This window comes from Massilia sp., assembly GCF_031995545.1.
GTDB lineage: Bacteria > Pseudomonadota > Gammaproteobacteria > Burkholderiales > Burkholderiaceae_D > Telluria.
This window is the reverse complement of record NZ_DAMAGA010000001.1, coordinates 390,302-415,465: the sequence shown is the minus strand read 5'-3', so window position 1 is coordinate 415,465 and position 25,164 is coordinate 390,302. Positions and strand designations below refer to the sequence as shown.

At 66.1% G+C, this 25,164-nt stretch carries 16 protein-coding genes; 11 read left to right on the top strand and 5 right to left on the bottom strand.

Annotated features, from left to right (window positions below; all coding sequences use genetic code 11):
* Positions 1-106 precede the first annotated feature (106 nt).
* On the top strand, positions 107-1,504 hold the full coding sequence (locus tag RTQ83_RS01860; RefSeq protein ID WP_312510860.1) for a cytochrome c: 1,398 nt from the start codon (positions 107-109) through the stop codon (positions 1,502-1,504).
* A gap of 156 nt (positions 1,505-1,660) precedes the next feature.
* On the opposite strand, the gene RTQ83_RS01855 is transcribed toward RTQ83_RS01860, so the two are convergent.
* On the bottom strand, positions 1,661-1,864 hold the full coding sequence (locus tag RTQ83_RS01855; RefSeq protein WP_020653506.1) for a cold-shock protein: 204 nt from the start codon (positions 1,862-1,864) through the stop codon (positions 1,661-1,663).
* A 342-nt stretch (positions 1,865-2,206) separates the two neighbouring features.
* On the opposite strand from RTQ83_RS01855, the gene clpS reads away from it, so the two are divergent.
* Together clpS and clpA are read left to right on the top strand one after the other, a co-directional pair.
* Positions 2,207-2,509 (top strand): ATP-dependent Clp protease adapter ClpS, encoded by a 303-nt coding sequence (clpS, locus tag RTQ83_RS01850; protein WP_290417291.1) that lies wholly within the window; start codon positions 2,207-2,209, stop codon positions 2,507-2,509.
* A complete protein-coding gene (gene clpA, locus RTQ83_RS01845) occupies positions 2,506-4,806 on the top strand; it encodes an ATP-dependent Clp protease ATP-binding subunit ClpA (RefSeq protein ID WP_312510856.1) in 2,301 nt (766 codons plus the stop codon). The genes clpS and clpA overlap by 4 nt, the downstream gene beginning before the upstream one ends.
* A 155-nt stretch (positions 4,807-4,961) precedes the next feature.
* Here clpA and RTQ83_RS01840 read toward each other — a convergent pair whose 3' ends face one another.
* Entirely contained in the window at positions 4,962-5,684 is a 723-nt protein-coding gene (locus RTQ83_RS01840) for a hypothetical protein (protein WP_312510855.1), read from the bottom strand.
* 173 nt (positions 5,685-5,857) lie between these two features.
* Here RTQ83_RS01840 and RTQ83_RS01835 point away from each other — a divergent pair, with 173 nt between their 5' ends.
* Complete coding sequence (locus tag RTQ83_RS01835; protein ID WP_312510854.1) at positions 5,858-7,489, top strand: methyl-accepting chemotaxis protein; 1,632 nt, start codon at positions 5,858-5,860, stop codon at positions 7,487-7,489.
* 32 nt (positions 7,490-7,521) lie between these two features.
* Here the strand turns inward: RTQ83_RS01835 and RTQ83_RS01830 are convergent, their stop codons facing one another.
* From RTQ83_RS01830 to prpR, 3 genes are all read right to left on the bottom strand, one after another.
* Entirely contained in the window at positions 7,522-8,673 is a 1,152-nt protein-coding gene (locus tag RTQ83_RS01830; protein WP_312510877.1) for a PLP-dependent aspartate aminotransferase family protein, read from the bottom strand.
* A gap of 80 nt (positions 8,674-8,753) precedes the next feature.
* On the bottom strand, positions 8,754-10,133 hold the full coding sequence (locus tag RTQ83_RS01825; protein WP_312510853.1) for a cystathionine beta-synthase: 1,380 nt from the start codon (positions 10,131-10,133) through the stop codon (positions 8,754-8,756).
* A gap of 215 nt (positions 10,134-10,348) precedes the next feature.
* Positions 10,349-11,968, bottom strand: a complete 1,620-nt coding sequence (gene prpR / locus RTQ83_RS01820; RefSeq protein WP_312510852.1) for a propionate catabolism operon regulatory protein PrpR — start codon at positions 11,966-11,968, stop codon at positions 10,349-10,351.
* Positions 11,969-12,177: 209 nt separating this feature from the next.
* Here prpR and RTQ83_RS01815 point away from each other — a divergent pair, with 209 nt between their 5' ends.
* From RTQ83_RS01815 to acnD, 7 genes are all read left to right on the top strand, one after another.
* Positions 12,178-12,486 carry a DUF485 domain-containing protein gene (locus RTQ83_RS01815; RefSeq protein WP_312510851.1) on the top strand — a complete coding sequence of 103 codons (309 nt, stop codon included), beginning with the start codon at positions 12,178-12,180 and terminating at the stop codon, positions 12,484-12,486.
* Positions 12,483-14,162, top strand: coding sequence for a cation acetate symporter (locus RTQ83_RS01810; protein WP_409456067.1), 1,680 nt, complete (start codon positions 12,483-12,485; stop codon positions 14,160-14,162). Before RTQ83_RS01815 ends, RTQ83_RS01810 begins: the two co-directional genes overlap by 4 nt.
* Positions 14,163-14,417: 255 nt before the next feature.
* Complete coding sequence (locus RTQ83_RS01805) at positions 14,418-15,077, top strand: phage tail protein (RefSeq protein ID WP_312510850.1); 660 nt, start codon at positions 14,418-14,420, stop codon at positions 15,075-15,077.
* Positions 15,078-15,159: 82 nt separating this feature from the next.
* A complete protein-coding gene (locus RTQ83_RS01800; RefSeq protein WP_312510849.1) occupies positions 15,160-20,235 on the top strand; it encodes an Ig-like domain-containing protein in 5,076 nt (1,691 codons plus the stop codon).
* Between the two features lie 233 nt (positions 20,236-20,468).
* Positions 20,469-21,359, top strand: coding sequence for a methylisocitrate lyase (prpB, locus tag RTQ83_RS01795; protein ID WP_312510848.1), 891 nt, complete (start codon positions 20,469-20,471; stop codon positions 21,357-21,359).
* 12 nt (positions 21,360-21,371) lie between these two features.
* Positions 21,372-22,532: a 2-methylcitrate synthase gene (gene prpC / locus RTQ83_RS01790; RefSeq protein ID WP_312510846.1), complete on the top strand. Its 1,161-nt coding sequence runs from the start codon at positions 21,372-21,374 to the stop codon at positions 22,530-22,532.
* A gap of 4 nt (positions 22,533-22,536) precedes the next feature.
* Positions 22,537-25,155 (top strand): Fe/S-dependent 2-methylisocitrate dehydratase AcnD, encoded by a 2,619-nt coding sequence (acnD, locus tag RTQ83_RS01785; RefSeq protein ID WP_312510845.1) that lies wholly within the window; start codon positions 22,537-22,539, stop codon positions 25,153-25,155.
* Positions 25,156-25,164 lie beyond the last annotated feature (9 nt).

The following is a 25,164-nucleotide window of genomic DNA, read 5'->3' as shown; positions in this document are numbered from 1 at the left end:
GACCGGCATGGTCGGCGCGCTGGCCTACTGGTGCGCCAAGGCGATCAAGGAGCAGTACATCAAGAACCCGGGCCCGCTGGTGCAGGCGTAACAAGGACGCGAATACATGACACAGAAAAAACCAGTCAAGAAAGTCATCCTCGCGCTCGCCGTTGTCGGCGCGGTGGTGTTCGCCGGTGCTTACGGCTATGCCGTGGCACCGACCGAGACGCGCAAGATCGAGCCGGGTCCGCTGCTCTCCGCAATGGCTACAGGTACGACGCCGGACGCCGGCCTGATCGAGAAGGGCCGCTACGTCGCGACCGCCTCCGACTGTATCGCCTGCCACACGGCACCGGGCGGCAAGGAGTTCGCGGGCGGGCGCGTGATCCAGTCGCCGATCGGTAATATGTACAGCACCAACATCACGCCCGACAAGGCGACCGGGATCGGCAACTACTCCCTGGACGACTTCGACCGCGCGATCCGCCACGGCATCGTCCCGAGCGGCGGCACGCTGTACCCGGCGATGCCGTTCCCGTCCTACGCCAAGATGAGCGACGACGACCTGCGCGCGCTGTACGCCTACTTCATGCACAGCGTGAAGCCGGAAGCGCAGGAAAACCGCGCCGCCGACATCACCTGGCCGCTGTCGATGCGCTGGCCGCTGGGTATCTGGCGCAAGACCTTCGTGCCGGTCACCGGCCCGATGGACCTGACCAAGTATGCCGACCAGCGTATCGCACGCGGCGCCTACCTGGTCCAGAGCCTGGGCCACTGCGGCACCTGCCACACCCCGCGCGCGGCGACCCTGAACGAACTGGCGCTGGACGATTCCGGTCCCGAGTTCCTGGCCGGCGGTCCGCTGATCGACGGCTGGCTGGCAGTCAACCTGCGCGGCGACAAGGTCGACGGCCTGGGCAACTGGAGCGAGAAGGACATCGTCGACACCCTGAAGACGGGCCGCAACGCCCACTCGGGCGTGCTGGGCGAGCCAATGCAGGACGTGGTCGTGCACAGCATGCAGCACATGCAGGACTCCGACCTGCAGGCGATGGCGGCGTACCTGAAAACCCTGCCTGAAACCGGCGCCAAGAAGTCGAGCTTCGCGGCCAGCGAGGCGACCGTGCAGAAGATCATGGCCGGCAACGACAGCGAACGCGGCGTTCAACTGTACCTGGACAACTGCGCCGCCTGCCACCGGGTCGACGGCAAGGCGTCGGGCAACGTGTTCCCGGCGCTGCCGGGCAACCCGACCGTACTGCAGGAAGATCCGACTTCGCTGATCCGGGTCGTGCTGGCCGGCGCGCGCCTGCCGAGCACCAAGGAAGCGCCGTCCGACCTCGGCATGCCGGGCTTCGCCTGGCGCCTGAACGACGAAGAGACGGCGCAGCTGACCACCTTCGTGCGTAACGCCTGGGGTAACAAGGCGGCGGCGGTCGAAGCCGGCGACGTGGCCGAGGTGCGCAAGGCGCTGAAGGACCACGAGATCCACAAGGTCGACGAAGGCAACACCAAGCACTGATCGCCAGGGCCGGGACAGTGAAAGCCGCCGCTCATCCGCAAGGATGGGCGGCGGTTTTTTTTGGAAGAGGGGAGCAGGGCACCGCGCAGCAACAGCGCGTGAAGGCGAAAAAAAACCCCGCTGAGGCGGGGTTCTTCGCTTCCGGGAGGGGAAAGATTACATGCCCTGGATGTTGGAAGCTTGCTTGCCTTTCGGGCCTTGCGTGACTTCGAATTGGACTTTTTGACCTTCTTTGAGGGTCTTAAAACCGTTCATATTGATCGCGGAGAAGTGTGCGAACAGATCCTCGCCGCCGTCATCAGGAGTGATGAAGCCAAAACCTTTGGAATCGTTGAACCACTTAACAGTACCAGTTGCCATAAAGAACTTTCAAATTTTAACAAATCACACGAGCCATAAAAGCAAGAAGCTTCTTGCCCCCTCCTCAGCCTGCTCACTTCTTATCAACAAGTACATAAGTACAATGTCAATAACTGCATTGTTGGTGGAATAATCATTGAAGTCAAGGGGTTTTGCGTGCCGCTTGTCAAATATTTCACACTGCATATATTGCTTTTAGAGTGTGGCGGACAGGCGTCGGGCTTGATTTCTTCAATTGGAACGCCATCTGCGCAAATATCCGAAAGCGCGTAAGATGGAAGCACCTGAAAACGAACTGATGTTTACGCTTGGCACCCACCTCGGACGTATTAGAATTAACCCATGGCAACGAAGCACGATACTGAACAACTGCTCGAGCGGCAGACCGTCAAACCGCCTCCGCTATACCAGGTGGCGCTACTGAATGATGACTACACGCCGATGGAGTTCGTGGTCGCCGTGATCCAGGAGTACTTTAATAAGGATCGCGAGACCGCTACCCAGATCATGCTGTCCGTGCACCAGCATGGGAAAGGGGTGTGCGGGGTGTTTTCCAAAGATATAGCGTGTACCAAAGTGGAGTTTGTCTTAACGCATGCGCGTAAGGCAGGGCACCCCCTGCAGTGCGTGATGGAGGAAGTATGATTGCGCAGGAACTTGAAGTATCCCTACACATGGCCTTTGTCGAAGCGCGACAGGCACGCCACGAGTTCATCACCGTGGAACACCTGCTGCTGGCGCTTCTGGATAATCCATCGGCCGCCGAAGTCCTGCGTGCGTGCGCGGTCAATATTGAAGACCTGCGCAAGACCTTGACTAATTTTATCGGTGATAACACCCCGACCGTGCCCGGCACGGGCGAGGTCGACACCCAACCGACGCTCGGCTTCCAGCGCGTGATCCAGCGCGCGATCATGCACGTGCAGTCGGCCTCGAACGGCAAGAAGGAAGTCACCGGCGCCAACGTGCTGGTGGCGATCTTCGGCGAGAAGGATTCGCACGCCGTCTACTACCTGCACCAGCAGGGCGTGACCCGTCTCGACGTGGTCAACTTCATCTCGCACGGTGTGCGCAAGGACCAGCAGATGGACACCCAGAAGGCGTCCGAAGGCGTGGAAGAAGCGCAGGTCGAAGGCCAGGCCAAGGAATCGCCGCTGGATCAGTTCACCCAGAACCTGAACAAGCAGGCCGCCGACGGCAAGATCGATCCGCTGATCGGGCGCGAGGAAGAAGTCGACCGCGTGATCCAGATCCTGTGCCGCCGCCGCAAGAACAATCCGCTGCTGGTGGGCGAAGCCGGTGTTGGTAAAACCGCGATCGCCGAAGGCCTGGCATGGCGCATCGTCCAGGAAGACGTGCCCGAGATCCTGCAGAACGCCGTCGTGTTCTCGCTCGACATGGGCGCGCTCTTGGCTGGTACCAAGTACCGCGGCGACTTCGAGCAGCGCCTGAAGGCCGTGCTCAAGCAGATCAAGGACACCCCGAACGGCATCCTGTTCATCGACGAGATCCACACCATCATCGGCGCCGGCTCGGCGTCGGGCGGTACGCTGGACGCGTCGAACCTGCTCAAGCCTGCCCTGGCCAACGGCCAGCTGAAGTGCATCGGCGCGACCACGTTCACCGAATTCCGCGGCGTGTTCGAGAAAGACCATGCGCTCTCGCGCCGGTTCCAGAAGGTGGACGTCAACGAACCGTCGGTCGAGCAGACCATCCAGATCCTGCGTGGCCTGAAGTCGCGCTTCGAAGAGCACCACGGCGTCAAGTATTCGGCGTCGGCGCTGTCGACCGCGGCCGAACTGGCGGCGCGCTTCATCAACGACCGTCACCTGCCTGACAAGGCGATCGACGTCATCGACGAAGCTGGCGCCGCCCAGCGCATCCTGCCGAAGTCGAAGCAGAAGAAGACCATCGGCAAGACCGAGATCGAGGACATCATCGCCAAGATCGCGCGCATCCCGCCGCAGACCGTCAACCAGGACGACCGCAGCAAGCTGCAGACCATCGACCGCGACCTGCGCAACGTGGTGTTCGGCCAGGATCCGGCGATCGACGCGCTGTCGGCCGCGATCAAGATGGCGCGCGCCGGTCTGGGCAAGACCGACAAGCCGATCGGCTCGTTCCTGTTCTCGGGTCCGACCGGCGTCGGCAAGACCGAAGTCGCCAAGCAGCTGGCCTTCATCCTGGGCATCGAGATGGTTCGCTTCGACATGTCCGAGTACATGGAGCGTCACGCGGTGTCGCGCCTGATCGGCGCGCCGCCGGGCTACGTCGGCTTCGACCAGGGTGGCCTGTTGACCGAGGCGATCACCAAGAAGCCGCACGCGGTGCTGCTGCTGGACGAGATTGAAAAAGCCCACCCGGACATTTTCAACATCCTGCTGCAGGTGATGGACCATGGCACGCTGACCGACAACAACGGCCGCAAGGCGGACTTCCGCAACGTGATCATCATCATGACCACCAATGCGGGCGCCGAAAGCCTGACCAAGCGCTCGGTGGGCTTCGTCGATTCGAAGGAAGCGGGCGACGAGATGGCCGACATCAAGCGCATGTTCACGCCGGAATTCCGCAACCGCCTGGACGCGATCATCAGCTTCCGCGCGCTGGACGAGGACATCATCCTGCGCGTCGTCGACAAGTTCCTGATGCAGCTGGAAGAGCAGCTGCACGAGAAGAAGGTCGAAGCGATCTTCACCGAGAAACTGCGCAAGTTCCTCGGCAAGAAAGGCTTCGATCCGGCGATGGGTGCACGTCCGATGTCGCGCCTGATCCAGGACATGATCCGCAAGGCGCTGGCCGACGAACTGCTGTTCGGCCGCCTGGTCAACGGTGGCCGCGTGACGGTCGACCTGAACGAGAAGGACGATGTGGTCCTCGAGTTCCCGGAAGGCGATCCGCTGCCGCCGCCGGCACCGGCCGAGACGGTCGAGATCGAGTAAATCCGGTTTGCGCGGTTCGCCGCGTTGATCCGTGAAGCCCGCGCACGCAAGTGTCGCGGGCTTTTTTATTGTTCATTGAACGCGTCGGCGGTGGAGCGCGGGGCCGCCCAGGCCAACCCTACCTGGGGTCGTCAGTGGCTGGCCGGGCGACGGGCTTACTTCCCGAGCAGGCGCAGCGACTGGTCCCAGTCCTGTTCCCAGTCGAGCAGGAAGTCGTGCGTCTTGAAGGCGCGTTTGAGCGGCCCGAGCGGCACGCGGTAGACATCGTTCAGTCCCAGCGCCAGGGTCACCGGGTTCCACACCGCATTGCGCTTCGATTTGCGGGCGCTGGCCTTGACCCGCGCGCCATCGTCGCCAAAGATCCCGATCGCCCCGTCGAGTGCCTTGCCGAGATCCATCCTGGCGTGCGCCGCGAAGGCGATCAGCACCTGCTCCTTGCCGATGCCCAAGCGCGATTCACTAGCGGGCCTGGGCGCGGGCGGAGCGTCGTCGGCGCCCGGCTGTTCCCCGCGCGCCAGTGCCTTGGCCAGTTGTTGCAGGTCCTTCTTCTGGAAGCGCAAGGCATCCAGTGGCCGCCGAAAACCCGGCTCGGGAAGGCGTGCGACGATCTTGTAGGCATCTTTAGTCAGCGTAATCAATACGTCTTCGCTGCCGGCCGCCAGACGCGCGATATCGCCCTGGTAAAAGATCGGCGCCGCGTAGCCGCCATTGGCGTCGCCGAACAGCTCCGGATAGGCCGGGTCATAGTCAAGCCAGACATAGGGTGTCAACCCATGTTCGAGCAGGTGCGCCAGGTGCCAGGGCGACCCGGTCTGCAGTTCGAGCCAGGCACAGGCTTCGAGGGTGGTGGCGCGAAAGGGCAGGTCGGTCGAGGTCATAACGCTGTCGGTGACGTGAAAGGCGCTTATTCTAATGCGACGGTGCGAGAAACCAGGGGCTATTTACTCCGGCCCGGTCAACGGAATCCGGATCGATGTGATGTCACATTCATGATGCCGTCATATAACATTTCTAGACTGCAGGCATTTCCCGTCTTACGCATGGAACTGCAATGCAGCTTGCCAAACTCAATACCTCTACCAAACTCATCGGTGCATTCGGCATCATTTCGATCCTCATGGTCCTGATTACGGCCGTGGCCGTGTGGCGCATGCATGCAGCAGATGTGATCACGTCCGACCTGGTCGACGACAAGCTGGCCAAGCAGCAGCTGGTGTCGGACCTGCTTGGCATCGAACGCCTGAATGGTTCACGCACCATCTCGATTGCCCGCAGCGACAGCCTGGAGCTGGCCGATTACTTCATGGCGCAACTGGCGGAGGGTAAGAAAGGCGCTGCCGCCATCGACGCCAGACTGGGCAAGCTGCCGGTGGGCGACAAGGAGCGCGCGCTGCTGCAAGCGGCGACAGACAACAAGAGCGTCTTGGCAAATGTCCAGGCCGAGCTGTTCCGTGCCAAGGATCTGGGACAGACCCAGCTCGTCGAAAGCATCGTGACCGCGAAATGGGAGCCTGCCTACAAGGCCCAGACCGGCGCGCTGGAAAGCTTGCTGTCGTTCGAAACCCTCGAGGCGCACCGCCTGGCCGACGAGTCGGCGCTGGCGTCGAGCTTCAGCAAGATGCTGCTGCTGGCGCTGGGCGCCGCTGCGCTGGCCATCGGCACGGGCTTGGCATGGCTCTTGAGCCGCAACCTGGTGCTGCCGCTGCAGCAAGCGGCCAACCTGGCCGAGCAGGTCGCGCACGGCGACCTGCGTCCGATCATCGAGCACGGCCGCAGCGACGAGATCGGCCGCCTGTTCGATGCCCTCAACGGCATGACCCACGGCGTGTCGTCGACCGTGTCGCAGGTGCTGCACGGCGCCCAGGCGATCGATTCGGCATCGCACGAAATTGCCGACGGCAACCAGGACCTGTCCGAGCGCACCGAGCGCCAGGCCGACGCGCTGCGCCAGACCGTGGCCGCGATGGGCGACCTGAGCGAAGCGATCGCCAGCAACAACGCCAATGCCCAGCAGGCCAACGCGCTGGCCCAGACCGCGTCCGGCGTCGCCACGCAAGGCGCGCAGGCGGTCGAGCAGCTGGTGGCGCGCATGGGCTCGATCAAGGCCTCGGCCGATCGCATCGTCGACATCACCGGCATGATCGACAGCATCGCCTTCCAGACCAATATCCTGGCGCTGAATGCCGCGGTGGAAGCGGCGCGCGCCGGCAGCGAAGGGCGCGGCTTCGCCGTGGTGGCGGCCGAGGTGCGCAACCTGGCCCAGCACTCGGCCGGCGCGGCGAAAGAAATCAAGAAGCTGATCAATGAGTCGGCCGGCGAGATCGAGGCGGGTACCGGCATGGCCGAATCGGCCGGCTCGACCATGCGCGCCATGCTGCAGCATGTGCGTGAAGTGGCGGGCATCCTGGGGCAGATCCATACCGCCAGCGCCGGGCAGGCCGATGGCGTGAGCCAGGTCAGCCGCGCGATCGCGGAGATCGATCTGTCGACCCAGCAGAATGCGGCGATGGTGGAAGAGGCGGCAGCAGCAGCGGCGTCGATGCGGCAGCAGGCGGCGGAGTTGTCGGCGCTGGTGGCGACGTTCAAATTGCGGGCGGATCAGGGCGCGCCGCAGATGATGTTCGGTGAAGCGGATGACGTCGAGGAACCAGCAAGCGCGCCGCGGCTGTTGAAGGCCGCGTAGGGTCGGCGGCGAAGCCGCCAACCCCTACCAAATCAGATCGCGGCCAGCGCCCGGCGCAGGTCCTCGCGCTGGTCTTCGACGTGCTCGATCCCGACCGACAAGCGGATCAAGCCATCGCCGATCCCCAGCTCGGCACGCCGCTCCGGCGGAATGCTGGCATGCGTCATCAGGGCCGGATGCTCGATCAGGCTCTCCACCCCACCCAGGCTCTCGGCCAGCGTGAACACCTGGCACGCTTCCAGGAAACGCCGCGCGCCGTCGATGTCGGTATCGAGGTCGATCGAGACGATGCCGCCGAAGCCGTGCATCTGGTTGCGCGCCAGCGCGTGCTGGGGATGCGACTCCAGTCCCGGGTAGTACACCTTGCGTACCTGCGGCTGCTGCTCGAGCCATTCGGCCAGCAGCAGCGCGTTGCCGCTGCTGCGCTCCACGCGCAGCGCCAGGGTCTTGATCCCGCGTAGCACCAGGAAGCTGTCGAACGGTCCCTGGATCGCGCCCACCGAGTTCTGGATGAAGCCGAGCTTCTCGGCCAGGCCGGTTTGCGCATCGCCGGCGCCGACCACGGCCACACCGCCGATGACGTCCGAGTGGCCGTTCATGTACTTGGTGGTCGAGTGCACCACGATGTCGATGCCGTGTTCCAGCGGGCGCTGCACGATCGGGCTGGCGAAGGTGTTGTCGCACACGCTGATAATGCCGCGCGCGTGGCACAGCGCGGCGATGGCGGTCAGGTCGGCCAGCTTGAGCATAGGGTTGGTCGGGGTCTCGACCCACACCATGCGCGTCTCGGGGCGGATCGCCGCGGCCAGCGCGTCCGGGTCGGCCATGTCGACATAGCTGAAGGTGAGGCCGGCGCTGTCGCGGCGCACGCGTTCGAACAGGCGGTAGGTGCCGCCGTACATGTCGTCGCCGGCGATGATGTGCGAGCCGCTCGGCAGCAGTTCGAGCACCGCCGCGATCGCGGCCAGGCCGGAAGCGAAGGCGAAGCCGGCGCGGCCGCCTTCGATGTCGGCCACGCAGCGCTCCAGCGCCCAGCGCGTCGGGTTGTGCGAGCGGCCGTAGTCGAGGCCCTTGTGCACGCCCGGGCTGTCCTGGCGGAAGGTCGAGGTGGCGAAGATCGGCGGCATCACGGCGCCGGTCGCCGGCTCCGGCGCCTGGCCGCCGTGGATCACGCGCGTTTCCATGTGGCGCTTGAATTCGACTTCTTTGGCGACTGAGCGCGGGTGGGAGTTGGAATGGGTTTGTGGCTGGTAATCGGGTTTGGTCACGACAGCGTCCTTCGCAGATGATTGAGCAGATCGTAGCGTGTGATCAGGCCGTAGAAGCGGGGGCCGTCGGCGATCACCGCGGTCAGGCCGCGATCGAGGATCTCGCGCAACTGGCCCATGCCGGCCGACGGGTGCAGCGTCTGCAACTGGGAAGTCATGGTACTTGAGACCGGCGCACCGAAGCGCTCGGCTTCCTGGGTCACGTGCAGCAGCAGGTCGGATTCGTCGATCAGGCCCATCAGCCGGCCCTCGGCATCGATCACCGGCAGCTGCTGCAGATCGCTGTTGCGCATGCGGTTGAAGGCCGTGAGCAGGGTGTCGCCCGGCGCCAGGCTGACCACTTCGCCGGCGTCGTAGCGGCGCCCGATCAGGTCGCGCAGGTCGCCAGTCTTGGGGCGCGTGATCAGGCCCTGGTCGACCATCCAGCCGTCGCTGTAGACCTTGCTCAGGTAGCGGGTGCCGGTGTCGCACACGAAGGTCGCCACGCGCTTGGGGCGAGTCTGTTCGCGGCAGTAGCGCAGCGCTGCAGCCAGCAGGGTGCCGGTGGAGGAGCCGCCCAGGATGCCTTCCTGCTGCAGCAGCAGGCGCGCGGTGGCGAAGCTTTCCTCGTCGGGAATGGTATAGGCCTTCTTCACGCGCGACAGGTCGGCGATCGCCGGAATGAAATCTTCGCCGATGCCTTCCACCGCCCACGAGCCGGCGTGTTTCGATACGTGGCCGGTGTCGACATATTCGGCCAGGATCGAGCCTTGCGGGTCGGCCAGCACGAATTCGAGCTGCGGCTGGGTTTTCTTGAAGTAGCGCGACAGGCCGGTGATGGTGCCGGACGAACCGACGCCGACCACGATGGCATCGAGCTTGTGGTTGGTCTGGTCCCAGATTTCGGGGCCGGTGGTGGTTTCGTGGGCGCGCGGGTTGGCCGGGTTGTTGAACTGGTCGGCAAACCAGGCGCCGGGAATTTCTTTCGCCAGGCGCGCGGCGTAGTCCTGGTAGTACTCGGGGTGGCCCTTGCCGACGTCGGAACGGGTCAGGTGGATCTCGGCGCCGAGCGCCTTCAGGTGCAGGACTTTTTCAGCGGCCATCTTGTCAGGCACCACCAGCACCACGCGGTAGCCCTTGATGCGCGCCACCAGCGCCAGGCCGAGGCCGGTGTTGCCGGCGGTGGCTTCGACCACGGTGCCGCCCGGCTGCAAGTGGCCGTCGTGCTCGGCTTGCTCGATCATGGTCTTGCCGATGCGGTCCTTGATCGAGCCGCCGGGGTTCTGCGATTCGAGCTTCAGGAACAACTGGCAGGGGCCGGTGTCGATGCGGGTGACTTCCACCAGCGGGGTATCGCCGATCAGTGAAAACAGTGCAGCTTGCGACGCATGTTGCATAGTGCCTCCATTGGGCCGGACCGCGACGGCGCAGGTGGTGCGGGGACGGGAACCGGCGTGCTACGACGAGCTGGCGCCGCGGGTGGGCGGCGTCAGGCCATAATAAAAGAACATGATACGAGTTTTTGCAGGCCGCTGCTTTTGCGCTAACTAAAGGTCTGGCAAGCCGGCGGCGTATGGTGGTTTCGCCTGAATCGTAGGCAACTTTCCGCGTCTCAGGCTTCCGATTTCAGGCGCCGCCATAAGGTGGTCCGGCTGATCCCCAGATGGCGCGCTGCCAGGTCACGCTGGCCGCCGAAGCGGGCCAGCACCGAGGCCACCGATTCACGCGCGGCAATCGCCGGGGGCAGGGCGATGACAGCCGCCGGCTGATCCGGCGCGGCGCGCCGTCCCAGCTCAGGCGCCACCGACAGCAGAAACGCGGGCGTCAACGCCTGCAATGGCTCCGCCGCCAGGAACAGCGCCAGCCGCTCCATCAGATTGCGCAGTTCGCGCACATTCCCCGGCCACGCATAAGACGCGAGCAGCGGCGCGCAGGCCGCCATCTCCGCATGCAGGTTCGGGTGCGGCCGCGCATCGAGCGCCGCCAGTGCGCCTTTCAGCGACCATTCGGCCAGCCCCGCGATGTCGCCCGCACGCTCTCGCAGCGGCGGCAATGCCAAGCGCAGCACGGCCAGGCGATAGAACAGGTCGGCGCGGAAACGTCCTTCGCGCACGCGCGCTTCGAGGTCGCAGTGAGTGGCACTGATCACGCGCACGTCGATCGGTACCGGGCGCGTGCCGCCGACCCGCATCACCTCGCGTTCTTCCAGTACCCGCAGCAGGCGCGTCTGCAGCGCCAGCGGCATTTCGCCGATCTCGTCCAGGAACAGGGTGCCGCCGTTGGCCGCCTCGAACAGCCCGGCATGGCCGCCACGCCGGGCGCCGGTGAACGCGCCTTCCTCGTGCCCGAACAGTTCCGATTCCAGCAGCGACTCGGCGATCGCGCCGCAATTCACCGCCACGAACGGGCGCTGCGCCCCGCGACGCGGGCTTTCGCGGTGGATCGCCTGCGCCACCAGTTCCTTGCCGCTGCCGGTCTCGCCTTCGATCAGGACCGTGGCCGGCGAACGCGCGTACAGCACCACGCCCTGGCGCAATCGCTCCATCGCCGCCGACTCGCCGCGCAGATCGTTCAGGCCGCGCCGCGCGCGCCGCGTGTCTTGCCCGGCGGCCGGACGGCGTCCACGGCCCGCCTCGAGCCGGGTCAGGCGCGCCAGCTCGAGCGCGTCGTCGAAAGCCTGCCGGATCGAGGCCGCCGAATACAGGAACACGCCGGTCAGCCCGGCTTCCTCGGCCAGGTCGGTGATCAGGCCGGCGCCGACGATGACCTGAATGCCGGCCGCTTTCAGTTCGTTCACGGTGGCGCGCGCATCCTCGCGCGTGACGTAGGTGCGCTGCGCCAGGTCGATACCGAAGTTGGCGGCGAATTCGCCCAGTTCCGGCAGCGGCGCCTGGTAGCTGACCACGCCGATCTTGCCGGACACCCGGCGCGCGCGCGACAGCGCCTGCAGCACATCGAAGCCGCTGGCCTTGGCCGCGATCACCGGCACCGAAATCCGCCCCTTGAGCCAGGCTGCATTCGATCCGGCTGCGATCACCACGTCACAGCGTTCCGTCGCCAACCGCTCGCGGATATGGCGCGCGGCGTCGTCGAAACCTAGCTGCACGGGTTCGATCGAAGCCAGGTGGTCGTATTCGAGCGTGATGTCGCGAAACAGGTCGGACAGGCGCGAGACGGAGACCGTCCAGATGACGGGCTTGTCGGCATCGAGGGCAGGGCTGGATGGATTCATGTTTCAAGTTTAGTGCAATTTGCACGAGATGTTTCACCATGAAACGCCGGATCCGATCCGAACGACCGATCGGTTCATTTATATGCCGTAAGAATCCGGTAAGGGCGCGCCGATAGGATGGACTCAGCCTCAGTGGTAATGCTTGACGTCAATACGCAGGTAAAACACAGGCAATACATACATAAGATTCAACAAAATCAGGAGACAAAATGGATCAAGACGTTGTTCAGCGGGTCAAGAACGACCCCAACTACCAGAAGCTCAAATCGACCCGTTCCAAGTTCGGCTGGACGCTGACCTGGGCCATGATGATCGTGTACTACGGCTTCACGCTGCTGGTCGCCTTCAACAAGGAATTCATGGGCACCCGCATCGGCGAAGGCGTCATGACCTGGGGCATTCCCCTGGGCCTGTTCGTCATCATCTTCACCGTGGTCATCACCGGCATCTACGTACGCCGCGCCAACAGCCAATACGATGAACTGACCGACGCGATCCGCGCCAAGGCGGGCGCATGATGACCGCGATCCTGAACAAGCGCAGCGCGTCTGCGCTGGCCCTGCTCGCCGCTACCGGCATCGCCGGGGTTGCTCAAGCCGCGCCCGACCTCGGCCAGGCCGCCAAGCAAGCCACCAACTGGACCGCGATCATCATGTTCGCGGTGTTCGTCGTGGCCACCCTGTTCATCACCAAGTGGGCTGCCGCCAAGACCCGCTCGGCGTCCGACTTCTACACCGCCGGCGGCGGCATCACCGGTTTCCAGAACGGCCTGGCGATCGCCGGCGACTTCATGTCGGCGGCATCCTTCCTCGGCATCTCCGCCGCCGTGTTCCTGGACGGCTTCGACGGCCTGATCTATGCGATCGGCTTCCTGGTCGGCTGGCCGGTCATCACCTTCCTGATGGCCGAGCGCCTGCGCAACCTGGGCCGCTTCACCTTCGCCGACGTGGCCTCGTACCGCTTCGCCCAGAAGCCGATCCGCGTGTTCGCGGCCTCCGGCACCCTGGTCGTGGTGCTGTTCTACCTGATCGCGCAGATGGTCGGTGCCGGCCAGCTGATCAAGCTGCTGTTCGGCCTGGAATACTGGATCGCGGTGGTGATCGTCGGCATCCTGATGATGGTCTACGTGCTGTTCGGCGGCATGACCGCCACCACCTGGGTGCAGATCATCAAGGCCGTGCTGCTGCTGTCGGGCGCTTCCTTCATGGCGTTCTCGGTGCTGGCCCAGTACAACTTCAGCCCTGAGCAACTGTTCCGTACCGCCACCGAAGTGCACGCCAAGGGCGACGCCATCATGGGTCCGGGCAGCTTCATCAAGGACCCGATCTCGGCCATTTCGTTCGGCATGGCGCTGATGTTCGGTACCGCCGGCCTGCCGCACATCCTGATGCGCTTCTTCACCGTTCCGAGCGCGAAAGAAGCGCGTAAATCGGTGCTGTGGGCAACCACCTGGATCGGCTACTTCTACATCCTCACCTTCATCATCGGCTTCGGCGCGATCGTGCTGGTCGGCACCAACCCGGCCTTCAAGGATGCCGCTGGCGCCCTGCTGGGCGGTAACAACATGGCGGCGGTGCACCTGGCCAAGGCGGTGGGCGGCGACGTGTTCCTGGGCTTCATCTCGGCGGTGGCGTTCGCGACCATCCTGGCGGTGGTGGCCGGCCTGACCCTGTCGGGCGCCTCGGCCGTGTCGCACGACTTGTACGCCACCGTGATCAAGAAAGGCAACGCCACCAGCGCCAACGAGCTGAATGTGTCGAAGATCACCACCATCGCGCTCGGCTTCATCGCCGTGCTGCTCGGTATCGCGTTCGAGAAACAGAACGTGGCGTTCATGGTGTCGCTGGCCTTTGCGATTGCCGCCTCGGCCAACTTCCCGGTGCTGTTCATGTCGGTGCTGTGGAAGGATTGCACCACCCGCGGCGCCACCGTCGGCGGCTTCCTGGGCCTGGCCACCGCCGTGATCCTGACCGTGCTGTCGAAATCGGTGTGGGTCGACGTGCTGGGCAACAGCGCGGCGATCTTCCCATACGCCTCGCCGGCGATCTTCTCGATGGCGATCGGCTTCTTCGGCATCTGGATCTTCTCGATCACCGACAAGGGTCCGCGTGCCCGCATCGACCGCGCCGGCTTCGAGGCGCAGGAAGTGCGCGCCGAGACCGGTATCGGCGCAGCGGGAGCATCGGGACACTGATCGTGCGTCTTGCGCGCCGCCCGTCGCGGCGGCGCTCACCGACACCGGGAGCAGGCCTGCAAGGGCCGCTCCCGGGTTTTTGTTTCTGGAACCATGCATCCGGCATGCGCCTGTCGCTTATTTTCAAAAGAGGATGCAACGTCCTTTAATCCAGCGCAGATCAAAGCGAAATTCCCTCGCTGCCTTTGTTTTTGCTAAAAAGACGCGTGCCATCATTTCTTCGGGTAATCCACATAACCACCTGAAGGAGACACGATGGACCCGATCCTCGGCCAGATCATGCTCTGGCCAGTACCCTGGATTCCACGCGGCTGGGCTTTGTGCGACGGACGCGAGCTGCAGATCCAGCACAACCAGGCGCTGTTTTCGCTTCTCGGCGTTGCCTACGGTGGCGACGGCATGCGCACCTTCAAGCTGCCCGACCTGCGCACCCGCTTCCCGGCCGGCGCCCAGGCCGTCACCGGGCTCGGCCAGCTGGGCGGCGCCGCTGCCGCCGACCTGGCCGGCGTCAGGGGCGAGGGCAGCGTCAGCATCGGCGTCGAACACCTGCCGCCGCACAGCCATGGCGCCACCTTCACGCCCGGCCCCGGCGCCAGCGTCAGCGTGTCGGTACCGGCCGATGCCAATGGCGCCAGCGCCGAAAGCGCGCCGGGACCCAACCGGGTGCTCGGCAACGTCTCGGCCGGTTCGCTGGCGGCGCGCGTGTACAGCACCGACGCCCCCAACACCACACTGGCCCCGTTTCATATCGAGGTACCGTCCGGCGCCGGCGCGGTCACGGTTGGCGACACCGGCAGCGGCCACGCCTTGCCGCTGCGCGTGGCGCTGAGCGGCTCGGTCGGCACGCTGCCGCCGTTCACCACGCTGAACTTCATCATCGCAACCGACGGCATCTATCCCTCGCGCGCCGACTAGGGCAGGAGCGGGCCGCAGCTGCGGCCCGCCGTCTCTTCCAATTCACTTTGCATCCGCGTCACTTCACGACCGATCGGGCACCATGACCATCCACTCCAGCACCAGCGGCGCCTCCGCCGCCACCGTCTTCGATTTCACGAACGGCATCACCGGCGCCACTGTCCCCGGCGGTCCGGATTCGCCCACCTTGCGCCAGCAGGTCGGCGCCGACACCCTGAGCGTCACCGCCAACGCCGGCACGCTGGTGCGGATCGGCGAGGATGAATACACCGGCAAGGACGATCCGGTCCTGAGCGGCCACACCCTGGCGGTCGACTTGGCCATCGCCGAGATGCCGACTCGCATCGTGCTGCGCCTGGACGCCGGCAAGGTGTTCGACTTCGATGCGCTGTCGCTGTACGACGTTGGCGGCAGCGTGGCGCAGCTGCGCATCACCACCAACAAGGGCAGCATCACGGTCAACCTGCCGCCGCCGGCCGACCCGGTCGAGAACACCACCGCCAGCCGCATCACCCTGCCGGACATCCCGGGCCTGCAGGGCATCGCCTGGGCCGAACTGTCCGACGTGGCAGGCGGCCCGCTGCTGTTCCAGATGGACGACATCGCGCTGTCCAACATCACCCATCCGCCGCAGTTCGACGGCCCGTTCACGATCCGCATCGGGCAGAACGGCGGGATACTCGACCTGGCGCCGCTGCTGCAGGTCACCGATCCCGACCTGGGCGAGGTGCTGAGCTGGAGCGCGGACAGCGCGCCCGGCCACGGCCGCCTCGAACTGACCGGCGCCGCGGCCCCCGCCGGCGGCAGCGCCATCGCGCCCGGCGGCAGCGTGCACTACACGCCGTACGCCGGCTTCGCCGGCACCGACAGCTTCCAGGTGCGGGTGTCCGACGGCGCGGCCAGCGCCAGCGCCACGGTCAGCGTCGAAGTGGCGCCGCAGACGCCGGACCGGCTCGACCTGGCTGCGGCCAGCGACAGCGGCCTGTCGAGCAGCGACAACGTCACCGCCGCCGCCAGCCTCACCATCAGCGGCCAGGGCGGCGCGGGCGACAGCAGTAGCCGGGTGCTGGTCTTCATCGACCGCAACGGCAACGCGCGCTACGATGCGGGCGACACCGGCGTCACGGTCACCATGAACAATGGCGCATGGAGCGCCGCCGGCCTGTCGACGAGCGGCCTGGATGGCGGCTACGACATCTATGCCCTGAGCACCTCGTCCGACGGCACCACCAGCAGCGCGCTGAGAGGGCCGCTGCGGGTCGGGATCGACCATACGGCGCCCACCACCACCTTCGGCGCCATCGCACTCGAACACGACAGCGGTGTCGATGACGGCGACTTCGTCACCAACGTCGCGGCCCAGGCCATCCGCGCCACCCTGAGCGCGGCCTTGCAGCCCGGCGACCGCGTGCAGGGCTCGCTCGACAATGGCGCCGAATGGCACGACCTGACGGCGATGGTCGACGGCACCGCCTTGACCTGGACCGGCGCCACGCTGGTGCCCGGTGGCGGCATGCGGTTGCGGGTGCTGGACGAACACGGCAACGCAGGCGCCGCCACACCGCGCGGCTACACGCTCGACCTGGTCGCGCCGGCGCAGCGCATCGTCAGTGCCGGGTTGGCATCCGACTCGAATATCTCGGGCGACTTCATCACCAATGTTCCCGGCCAGACCGTGTCCGGTACATTGAGCGCGGCGCTCGGCATGGGCGAATTCGTCGAGGTCTCGCTCAATGGTGGGAACGACTGGATCGCCGCCCCGGTGAGCGGCGTCGACTGGTCGCTGCCCGGCGTGATCCTGCCCAGCAGCGGCACGCTGCAGGTGCGCGTGACGGACCAGGCGGGCAACCATGGCGATGTGTGGTCGCACACCTATTGCTACGACGCCGGCACCCCCGTCGCCGGCACGCCGGTGCGACCGGACATGGTCAATCCCGCCGACGCCAGCTTCACCTTTACCGTCACCTATGCCGACGGCGGCGCCGGCATCGATGGCGCCAGCATTGGCGTCGGCAACGTCAGCGTCACCGGTCCCGATGGCGCGCTGGCGGTGATCGGCGCCTCGGCCGCCGGCTCGGACAACGCCACGGTCACCTATACCGTGCAGGCCCCGGACGGCGGCTGGGATCCGCTCGACGCCGGCAGCTACACCATCGCCATCCTTCCGACCGTGCGCGACCTGGCCGGCAACACGGTGGCGCCGAATGCCGCCGCGCACGTGTTCACCGTCGGCGTGAGCAGCGCGCCGGTGCTGGGCGGCGCGTTCGCCACACCGTTCATCGACGATACCGGCAGTATCGTCCCGTTCGCCGGCGTGACGCTGAGCGAGGCCGATGGCGACGCCGTGACGCTGACGATCTCCTATGCGGCGGCCAACGGCACGCTGTCCGGCCATCCGGCCCTGGCCGGCGGCGCCGGCAACTACACGCTGAGCGGCAGCGCGGCGGCGCTGCAGGCAGTCCTGCGCGAGCTGGTGTTCACGCCGACCGCCAACCAGAGCGACGGTGCATCGGTCGCCACCACGTTCACCCTGCACGCGAGCGACGGCAGCGGGGCCGCCAGCAACAGCGCGACGGTAGTCACCACGGCGCCGGTGGCGCCGACCGCATCGATCGTCCTGAGCGACACCGCGCTGGCGGCCGGCGAGAGCGCGCTCCTGACCGTGACCTTCAGCGAAGCGGTGAGCGGCTTCGCGGTCAAGCACCTGACGCTGCCCGGTGCCACGCTCGGCGCGCTGGAGACCGGCGACGGCGGACGCACCTGGACTGCGCGCGTCACGCCGGCGGCCGACACGCCGCTGGCCGCGTACCAGGTGCTGCTCGACATGCATGCGATCGTCGATGCGGGCGGACTGGCCGGCGCCGGCGCCGTGGCCGGCCCGCATTACACGGTCAGCACGGTGCGCCCGACGGCGACCCTGAGCATCGACGACACCACGCTTGACGCCGGCGAAACCGCCACGCTGACGATCACGTTCTCGGAAACGGCGAGCGGCCTCGATGAGAGTGACCTGACGGTGGCCGGCGGCGCCTTGTCCGGCCTGGCGAGCACGGATGGCGGCGTGACCTGGACCGCGATCCTGACGCCAGGCGCCGGCGCGTGGAGCGATGCCAACACCGTGCGCCTCGACCTGGCCGGCGTGCGCAACGGCGCCGGCAATAGCGGGGCGGGCGTGGTCCTGTCGAATCCCTACGCGGTACACACCGGCACTGCGCCCGGCACCGGGCCGGAGCCCGAACCGGTGCCGGAACCGACGCCCGAGATGGTCGACGGCGTGCGCGTGACGACCGTGCGCGCCATCGATCCGTTCACGGGCCTGGTCAACAACCTGGTCACGGTGCCGGTGGTGATTGGCACGCGCACCGACGATCCGGCCTCGCCCAACGACGCATTGGCCGACATCCCGCTCACCGCCACGCGCGGCGCCATCGCGTCCACCTTGTCGGTCGGCCTGCCGGTCGGCGCCGGCCTTCAGGCCAGCAGCCCGGCCGGCCTGTTGACCGGCAGCCAGGCGCTGCTCGACCTGATCGCGCGCATCGAGCAGAAGACCGGCGCGGGCACCGATGCGCGTGAAACGATGAGCGGCGCCGGCAGCGCCTTCATCGAGGCGCTGGGACAGGGCGCGCTGCTGCACAGCGCGACCGTGACGCCGGTCGTGGCCAGCGGCACGGGCACCAACGCGATTCACATTACCGGCACGCCGGGCGCCGGCGGCGCGGCGACCGGCATCGTGATCGACGCCGCCCGGCTGGCGGCTGGGACCGTGGTACAGCTGGACCACGTGGACTTTGCTGCCGTCAGCGGCGCCGTCACCCTGCGCGGCGGCGCCGGCGACAATATCGTGGTCGGCGATGACGCCAGCCAGAACATGCTGCTGGGCGAGGGCGACGACGTGCTGCTGGGCGGCGGTGGAAACGACGTGATCGGCAGCGCCGGCGGTGCCGATCTCCTTTCCGGCGGCAGCGGCGACGATGTGGTGGTGGGCGGCGTCGGCAACGATACGCTGCGCGGCGACAGCGGCGACGACGTGCTGCAGGGTGGACGCAGCGCCGTCGGGCAGTGGGAGTTCACGCTGACGCGCGACGGCACGCTGGGCGCGCGGCACGAGACGGCGGTCTTTGCCCCCGGCGCGTGGGAAACGCTGTCCCTCCCCGAACTCGATCGAGCTCAAGATGAAATGGCGTTCCTGTCGGCCGAGCGGGACGCGCTGACCGACACGGCGCTGCTGTACCAGGCCGCCTTCGCCCGCGCGGCGGATATCGGCGGCCTGAATTACTACCTGGGTCATGGCGTCGGCGCCCCCGCGCTGGCACGCGCCTTCCTGGCCTCCAGCGAGTGGGCCGCAGGCGGCATGGATGCGCTGCCGGACAGCGCGTTCGTCCAGCAGCTGTACCGCCAGGTACTGGGCCGCGAGGGCGAGGCGGCCGGGCTGGCGTTCTGGAACGGCCAGCTGGCCGGCGGCGCGGCCACGCGCGCCGACCTGCTGCTGGGGTTTGCTCTCAGCGACGAACATCGCGCCGCGCACGCCACCGGACTGGTGGTGGCCGCCGGCACCGTCACCACCGAAAACGGCTGGATTGGCGCCAGCGGCGACGACCGGCTCGAGGGCGGCGCCGGCAGCGACCTGCTGGTGGGCGGCGATGGCCTCGATACTGCGGTGTATGACGGCAAACTGGCCGACTACCGCTTGCTGCTGGGCGCGGACGGGTTGGTCAAAGTCGCAGACCGGGCAAATGCCGATGTCGATATCTTGTCCGGCATCGAGCGCGGGCAGTTCAACGATGGCGTGGTCGATCTCGGGTTCACCCAGTCCGAGATGGTGGCGACACTCGGTCTGCTGTACCAGGCCGTGCTGGATCGTGCGGCCGACTTGGGCGGCATGAACTGGTGGAGCAGCCAGACGCTGGACCTCGCTAGCCTGGTAACGGGATTCATCGCGGCTCCCGAATTCACGGCGCGCTACGATACCCTGTCCGACGCCGCCTTCGTGGCCGCACTGTACGCCAATTCCGGCTTGTCCAGCGAAGCGGCAGGCGGCAGCGCGGCTTGGACAGCACTGCTGCAGGATCACACGCGCGCCGAGCTGATCGGCAGCTGGATCGCGCATGCGGATGTGCTCGATGCGCAGTATGCGGAACAGGGGCTGTGGCTGGTTTGAGCAGGCGCGGCTGATGTTTCATGCGTTGCAAACGCGTTTCAACGTGGAATGCGTCTGCAACGCCCTGCGCTCCCAAGGGCGCACGCAAATTCCGGTATCGTTTCCAAGTCCTTGATTTTGCGAGCCAAGGTGCTCAACCGACGCCTCGCGTACTGACGCGTGCAAGGTTGGCACGCCGCTTGCATTGAATGTCACGATCTTTTTTAATATCGTGCACATCAAAGGACAACAGCATGAGCAAGCTCTCCGCAGGCGCCGCGTTCCGCAAGGCAGTTCAGGAAGAATCCCCGTTGCAGGTGGTCGGCGCGATCAACGCCAACCACGCGCTGCTGGCCAAGCGCGCCGGCTTCAAGGCGATCTACCTGTCCGGCGGCGGCGTGGCGGCCGGCTCGCTGGGCCTGCCCGACCTGGGCATCTCGAACCTGGACGACGTGCTGACCGACGTGCGCCGCATCACCGACGTGTGCGAGCTGCCGCTACTGGTCGACATCGACACCGGCTTCGGCGCCTCTGCCTTCAACGTGGCGCGCACCGTGCGCTCGCTGGGCAAGGCCGGCGCCGCCGCCTGCCACCTCGAAGACCAGGTCGGCGCCAAGCGCTGCGGCCACCGTCCGGGCAAGGAAATCGTCAGCAAGGGCGAAATGATCGACCGCGTCAAGGCTGCCGCCGACGCCCGTATCGACGACGATTTCGTGATCATGGCGCGTACCGACGCGCTGGCCGTGGAGGGACTCGACGCCGCCATCGAGCGTGCGGTCGCCTGCGTCGAAGCCGGCGCCGACATGATCTTCCCGGAAGCGATGACCAGCCTGGACATGTATAAACAGTTTGCCGACGCGGTCAAGGTGCCGGTGCTGGCCAACATCACCGAATTCGGTTCCACCCCCCTGTTCACGGTCGACGAGCTGGCAAGCGCCAACGTCGGCCTGGTGCTGTATCCGCTGTCGGCATTTCGCGCCATGAACAAGGCGGCCGAGAACGTGTACAACGCGATCCGCCGCGACGGCACCCAGCAGAACGTGCTCGATACCATGCAGACGCGCGCCGAACTGTACGATCGCATCGACTACCACAGCTACGAGCAGAAGCTCGACGCGCTGTTCGCACAAAACAAAGCCAAGTAAGAGGAGACATCCATGAGCACCCAGAATAACGACACGCCAACCTTCAAGCCGAAGAAATCGGTCGCCCTGTCCGGCGTCGCCGCCGGCAACACCGCGCTGTGCTCGGTGGGCAAGTCGGGCAACGACCTGCACTACCGCGGCTACGACATCCTGGACGTGGCCAACGCCTGCGAATTCGAAGAGATCGCCTACCTGCTGGTGCATGGCAAGCTGCCGACCGAGCCTGAGCTGCGCGGCTACAAGGCCAAGCTGCGTTCGCTGCGCGGCCTGCCGCAGGCGGTCAAGAGCGCGCTGGAAGCGCTGCCGGCCGGCGCCCACCCGATGGACGTGATGCGCACCGGCGTCTCGACGCTCGGCTGCGTGCTGCCCGAAAAGGACGACCACAACGTCGCCGGCGCACGCGACATCGCCGACCGCCTGATGGCCTCGTTCGGCTCGATGCTGCTGTACTGGTACCACTTCAGCCATAACGGCAAACGCATCGACGTCGAGACCGACGACGATTCGATCGGCGGCCACTTCCTGCACCTGCTGCACGGCTTCAAGCCGCGCGACGAGTGGGTGAGGGCGATGCACACCTCGCTGATCCTGTACGCCGAGCACGAGTTCAATGCCTCGACCTTCACGGCGCGCGTGATCGCCGGCACAGGTTCCGACATCCATTCGGCCATCACCGGCGCCATCGGCGCGCTGCGCGGTCCGAAGCACGGCGGCGCGAATGAGGTGGCGCTGGATATCCAGAAGCGCTACGAAAATCCGGACGAAGCCGAAGCGGACATCCGCAACCGCGTGGCCAACAAGGAAGTCGTGATCGGCTTCGGGCATCCGGTGTACACCATCAGCGACCCGCGCAATGTGGTGATCAAGGAAGTGGCGCGTTCGCTGTCGGCGGAAGTGGGCTCGATGAAGATGTTCGACATCGCCGAGCGGCTGGAATCGGTGATGTGGGAAGTGAAGAAGATGTTCCCGAACCTGGACTGGTTCTCGGCGGTGTCGTATCACATGATGGGCGTGCCGACCGCGATGTTCACGCCGCTGTTCGTGATCTCGCGTACTTCCGGCTGGGCGGCCCATGTCATCGAGCAGCGCATCGACAACAAGATCATCCGGCCGAGCGCGAATTATGTGGGGCCGGAGGATCTGGACTTCGTGCCGATCGGAGAGCGGAAATAGCATCATGAACAGCAATCACCGCAAACCCTTGCCCGGCACCAGCCTGGATTATTTCGACACGCGCTTCGCCGTCGATACCATTCAACCCGGCGCGTGGGACACCTTACCTTACACTTCGCGCGTGCTGGCTGAAAACCTGGTCCGCCGCTGCGACCCGGCCACGATGACCGACGCCCTGAAGCAAATCATCGAACGCAAGCGCGACCTCGACTTCCCCTGGTTCCCCGCGCGCGTAGTCTGCCACGACATCCTCGGCCAGACCGCGCTGGTCGACCTGGCTGGCCTGCGCGACGCCATCGCGGCCCAGGGCGGCGACCCGGCGCTGGTCAATCCGGTGGTGCCGACCCAACTGGTGGTCGACCACTCGCTGGCGGTCGAATGCGGCGGCTTCGATCCCGACGCCTTCACCAAGAACCGCGCCATCGAAGACCGCCGCAACGAAGACCGGTTCCACTTCATCGACTGGACCAAGAAGGCGTTCCGCAACGTCGACGTGATCCCGCCCGGGAACGGCATCCTGCACCAGATTAACCTCGAGCGCATGTCGCCCGTGATCCAGGTCGAGAATGGGGTGGCCTATCCGGACACCCTGGTTGGCACCGACTCGCACACCCCGATGGTCGACGCGCTGGGCGTGATCGCGATCGGCGTCGGCGGGCTGGAAGCCGAAAGCGTGATGCTGGGCCGCGCCTCCTGGATGCGCCTGCCCGACATCATCGGCGTCGAACTCACCGGCAAACCGCAGCCCGGCATCACCGCCACCGACATCGTGCTGGCGCTGACCGAATTCCTGCGCGCATCGAAGGTCGTGTCGAGCTACCTGGAGTTCTACGGCGAAGGCGCCGCCAGTCTCACGCTGGGCGACCGCGCCACGATCTCGAACATGGCGCCCGAATTCGGCGCCACCGCCGCCATGTTCTACATCGACGAGCAGACCATCAAGTATCTGCGCCTGACCGGCCGCGAGGACGAGACCGTGCACCTGGTCGAGACCTATGCGAAAGAAGCCGGCCTGTGGGCCGACAGCCTGGCGAATGCCGAGTACGAACGCACGCTGTCGTTCGACTTATCCAGCGTGGTGCGCAACATCGCCGGCCCGTCGAACCCGCACAAGCGTGTGCCGACTTCGGAACTGGCCGCGCGCGGCATTGCCTACTCGGCCGAAAACCGGGTGGAAAACGAGCCGGGCCTGATGCCGGACGGAGCGGTGATCATCGCCGCCATCACCAGCTGCACCAACACGAATAATCCCCGCAATATGGTCGCCGCCGGCCTGCTGGCGCGTAACGCCAACCGCCTCGGCCTGGCCCGCAAGCCGTGGGTGAAAAGCTCGCTGGCGCCGGGCTCGAAGGCCGTCGCCCTGTACCTGGACGAAGCCGGCCTGACGCCGGAACTGGAGCAACTCGGCTTCGGCGTGGTCGCTTTCGCCTGCACCACCTGCAACGGCATGAGCGGCGCGCTCGACCCAAGCATCCAGCAAGAGATCGTCGAACGCGACCTGTACGCGACCGCCGTCCTGTCGGGCAACCGCAATTTCGACGGCCGCATCCACCCCTACGCCAAGCAGGCCTTCCTGGCTTCGCCGGCGCTGGTCGTGGCGTATGCGATCGCCGGCACCATCCGGTTCGACATCGAGAAGGACGTGCTGGGCGTGGGCGCCGACGGCAGGGAGATCCGCCTGGCCGACCTGTGGCCATCGGACGAAGAGATCGACGCCGTGGTGGCGGCCAGCGTCAAGCCGGAGCAGTTCCGCAAGGTGTACACGCCGATGTTCGCACGTGTGGTGGACGATGGCGCGTCGGTCAGCCCGCTGTACGACTGGCGTCCACAGAGCACCTACATCCGCCGCCCGCCGTACTGGGAAGGCGCGCTGGCCGGCGAGCGTACCCTGGCCAACATGCGTCCGCTGGCGGTCCTGGGCGACAACATCACCACCGACCACCTGTCGCCGTCGAACGCGATCCTGCTCGACTCGGCCGCTGGCGAATATTTGGCCAAGATGGGCCTGCCGGAAGAAGACTTCAACTCCTACGCCACTCACCGCGGCGACCACCTGACCGCGCAGCGCGCCACCTTCGCCAATCCGACCTTGAAGAACGAGATGGTGCGCGACGCGGCCGGCAACGTCATCGCCGGTTCGCTGGCGCGCATCGAGCCGTCGGGCCAGGTCACGCGTATGTGGGAAGCGATCGAGCACTACATGGAACGTAAACAGCCGCTGATCGTCATCGCCGGCGCCGACTACGGCCAGGGTTCCTCGCGTGACTGGGCGGCCAAGGGCGTGCGCCTGGCGGGTGTGGAAGCGATCGTGGCCGAAGGCTTCGAGCGCATCCACCGCACCAACCTGGTCGGCATGGGCGTGCTGCCGCTCGAGTTCAAGCCGGGTGTGAACCGCCTGAGCCTGGGCATCGACGGCAGCGAGACCTTCGACGTGCTCGGCGCGCGTACCCCGCGCGCCGAGCTGACGCTGGTGATCCGGCGCCGCAGCGGCGAGACGCTCGAGGTGCCGGTGACCTGCCGCCTGGACACCGCCGAAGAAGTCGCGATCTATGAGGCGGGCGGCGTGCTGCAGCGCTTCGCGCAGGACTTCCTCGAATCGTCGGCATCCAGGGCCGCGGCGTGACAGCAAGGG

Coding starts and splice junctions, on each gene's coding strand:
- RTQ83_RS01860 (WP_312510860.1), top strand. CDS start 107: ATGACACAGAAAAAACCAGTCAAGAAAGTCATCCTCGCGCTCGCCGTT.
- RTQ83_RS01855 (WP_020653506.1), bottom strand. CDS start 1,864: ATGGCAACTGGTACTGTTAAGTGGTTCAACGATTCCAAAGGTTTTGGC.
- clpS (WP_290417291.1), top strand. CDS start 2,207: ATGGCAACGAAGCACGATACTGAACAACTGCTCGAGCGGCAGACCGTC.
- clpA (WP_312510856.1), top strand. CDS start 2,506: ATGATTGCGCAGGAACTTGAAGTATCCCTACACATGGCCTTTGTCGAA.
- RTQ83_RS01840 (WP_312510855.1), bottom strand. CDS start 5,684: ATGACCTCGACCGACCTGCCCTTTCGCGCCACCACCCTCGAAGCCTGT.
- RTQ83_RS01835 (WP_312510854.1), top strand. CDS start 5,858: ATGCAGCTTGCCAAACTCAATACCTCTACCAAACTCATCGGTGCATTC.
- RTQ83_RS01830 (WP_312510877.1), bottom strand. CDS start 8,673: ATGGAAACGCGCGTGATCCACGGCGGCCAGGCGCCGGAGCCGGCGACC.
- RTQ83_RS01825 (WP_312510853.1), bottom strand. CDS start 10,133: ATGCAACATGCGTCGCAAGCTGCACTGTTTTCACTGATCGGCGATACC.
- prpR (WP_312510852.1), bottom strand. CDS start 11,968: ATGAATCCATCCAGCCCTGCCCTCGATGCCGACAAGCCCGTCATCTGG.
- RTQ83_RS01815 (WP_312510851.1), top strand. CDS start 12,178: ATGGATCAAGACGTTGTTCAGCGGGTCAAGAACGACCCCAACTACCAG.
- RTQ83_RS01810 (WP_409456067.1), top strand. CDS start 12,483: ATGATGACCGCGATCCTGAACAAGCGCAGCGCGTCTGCGCTGGCCCTG.
- RTQ83_RS01805 (WP_312510850.1), top strand. CDS start 14,418: ATGGACCCGATCCTCGGCCAGATCATGCTCTGGCCAGTACCCTGGATT.
- RTQ83_RS01800 (WP_312510849.1), top strand. CDS start 15,160: ATGACCATCCACTCCAGCACCAGCGGCGCCTCCGCCGCCACCGTCTTC.
- prpB (WP_312510848.1), top strand. CDS start 20,469: ATGAGCAAGCTCTCCGCAGGCGCCGCGTTCCGCAAGGCAGTTCAGGAA.
- prpC (WP_312510846.1), top strand. CDS start 21,372: ATGAGCACCCAGAATAACGACACGCCAACCTTCAAGCCGAAGAAATCG.
- acnD (WP_312510845.1), top strand. CDS start 22,537: ATGAACAGCAATCACCGCAAACCCTTGCCCGGCACCAGCCTGGATTAT.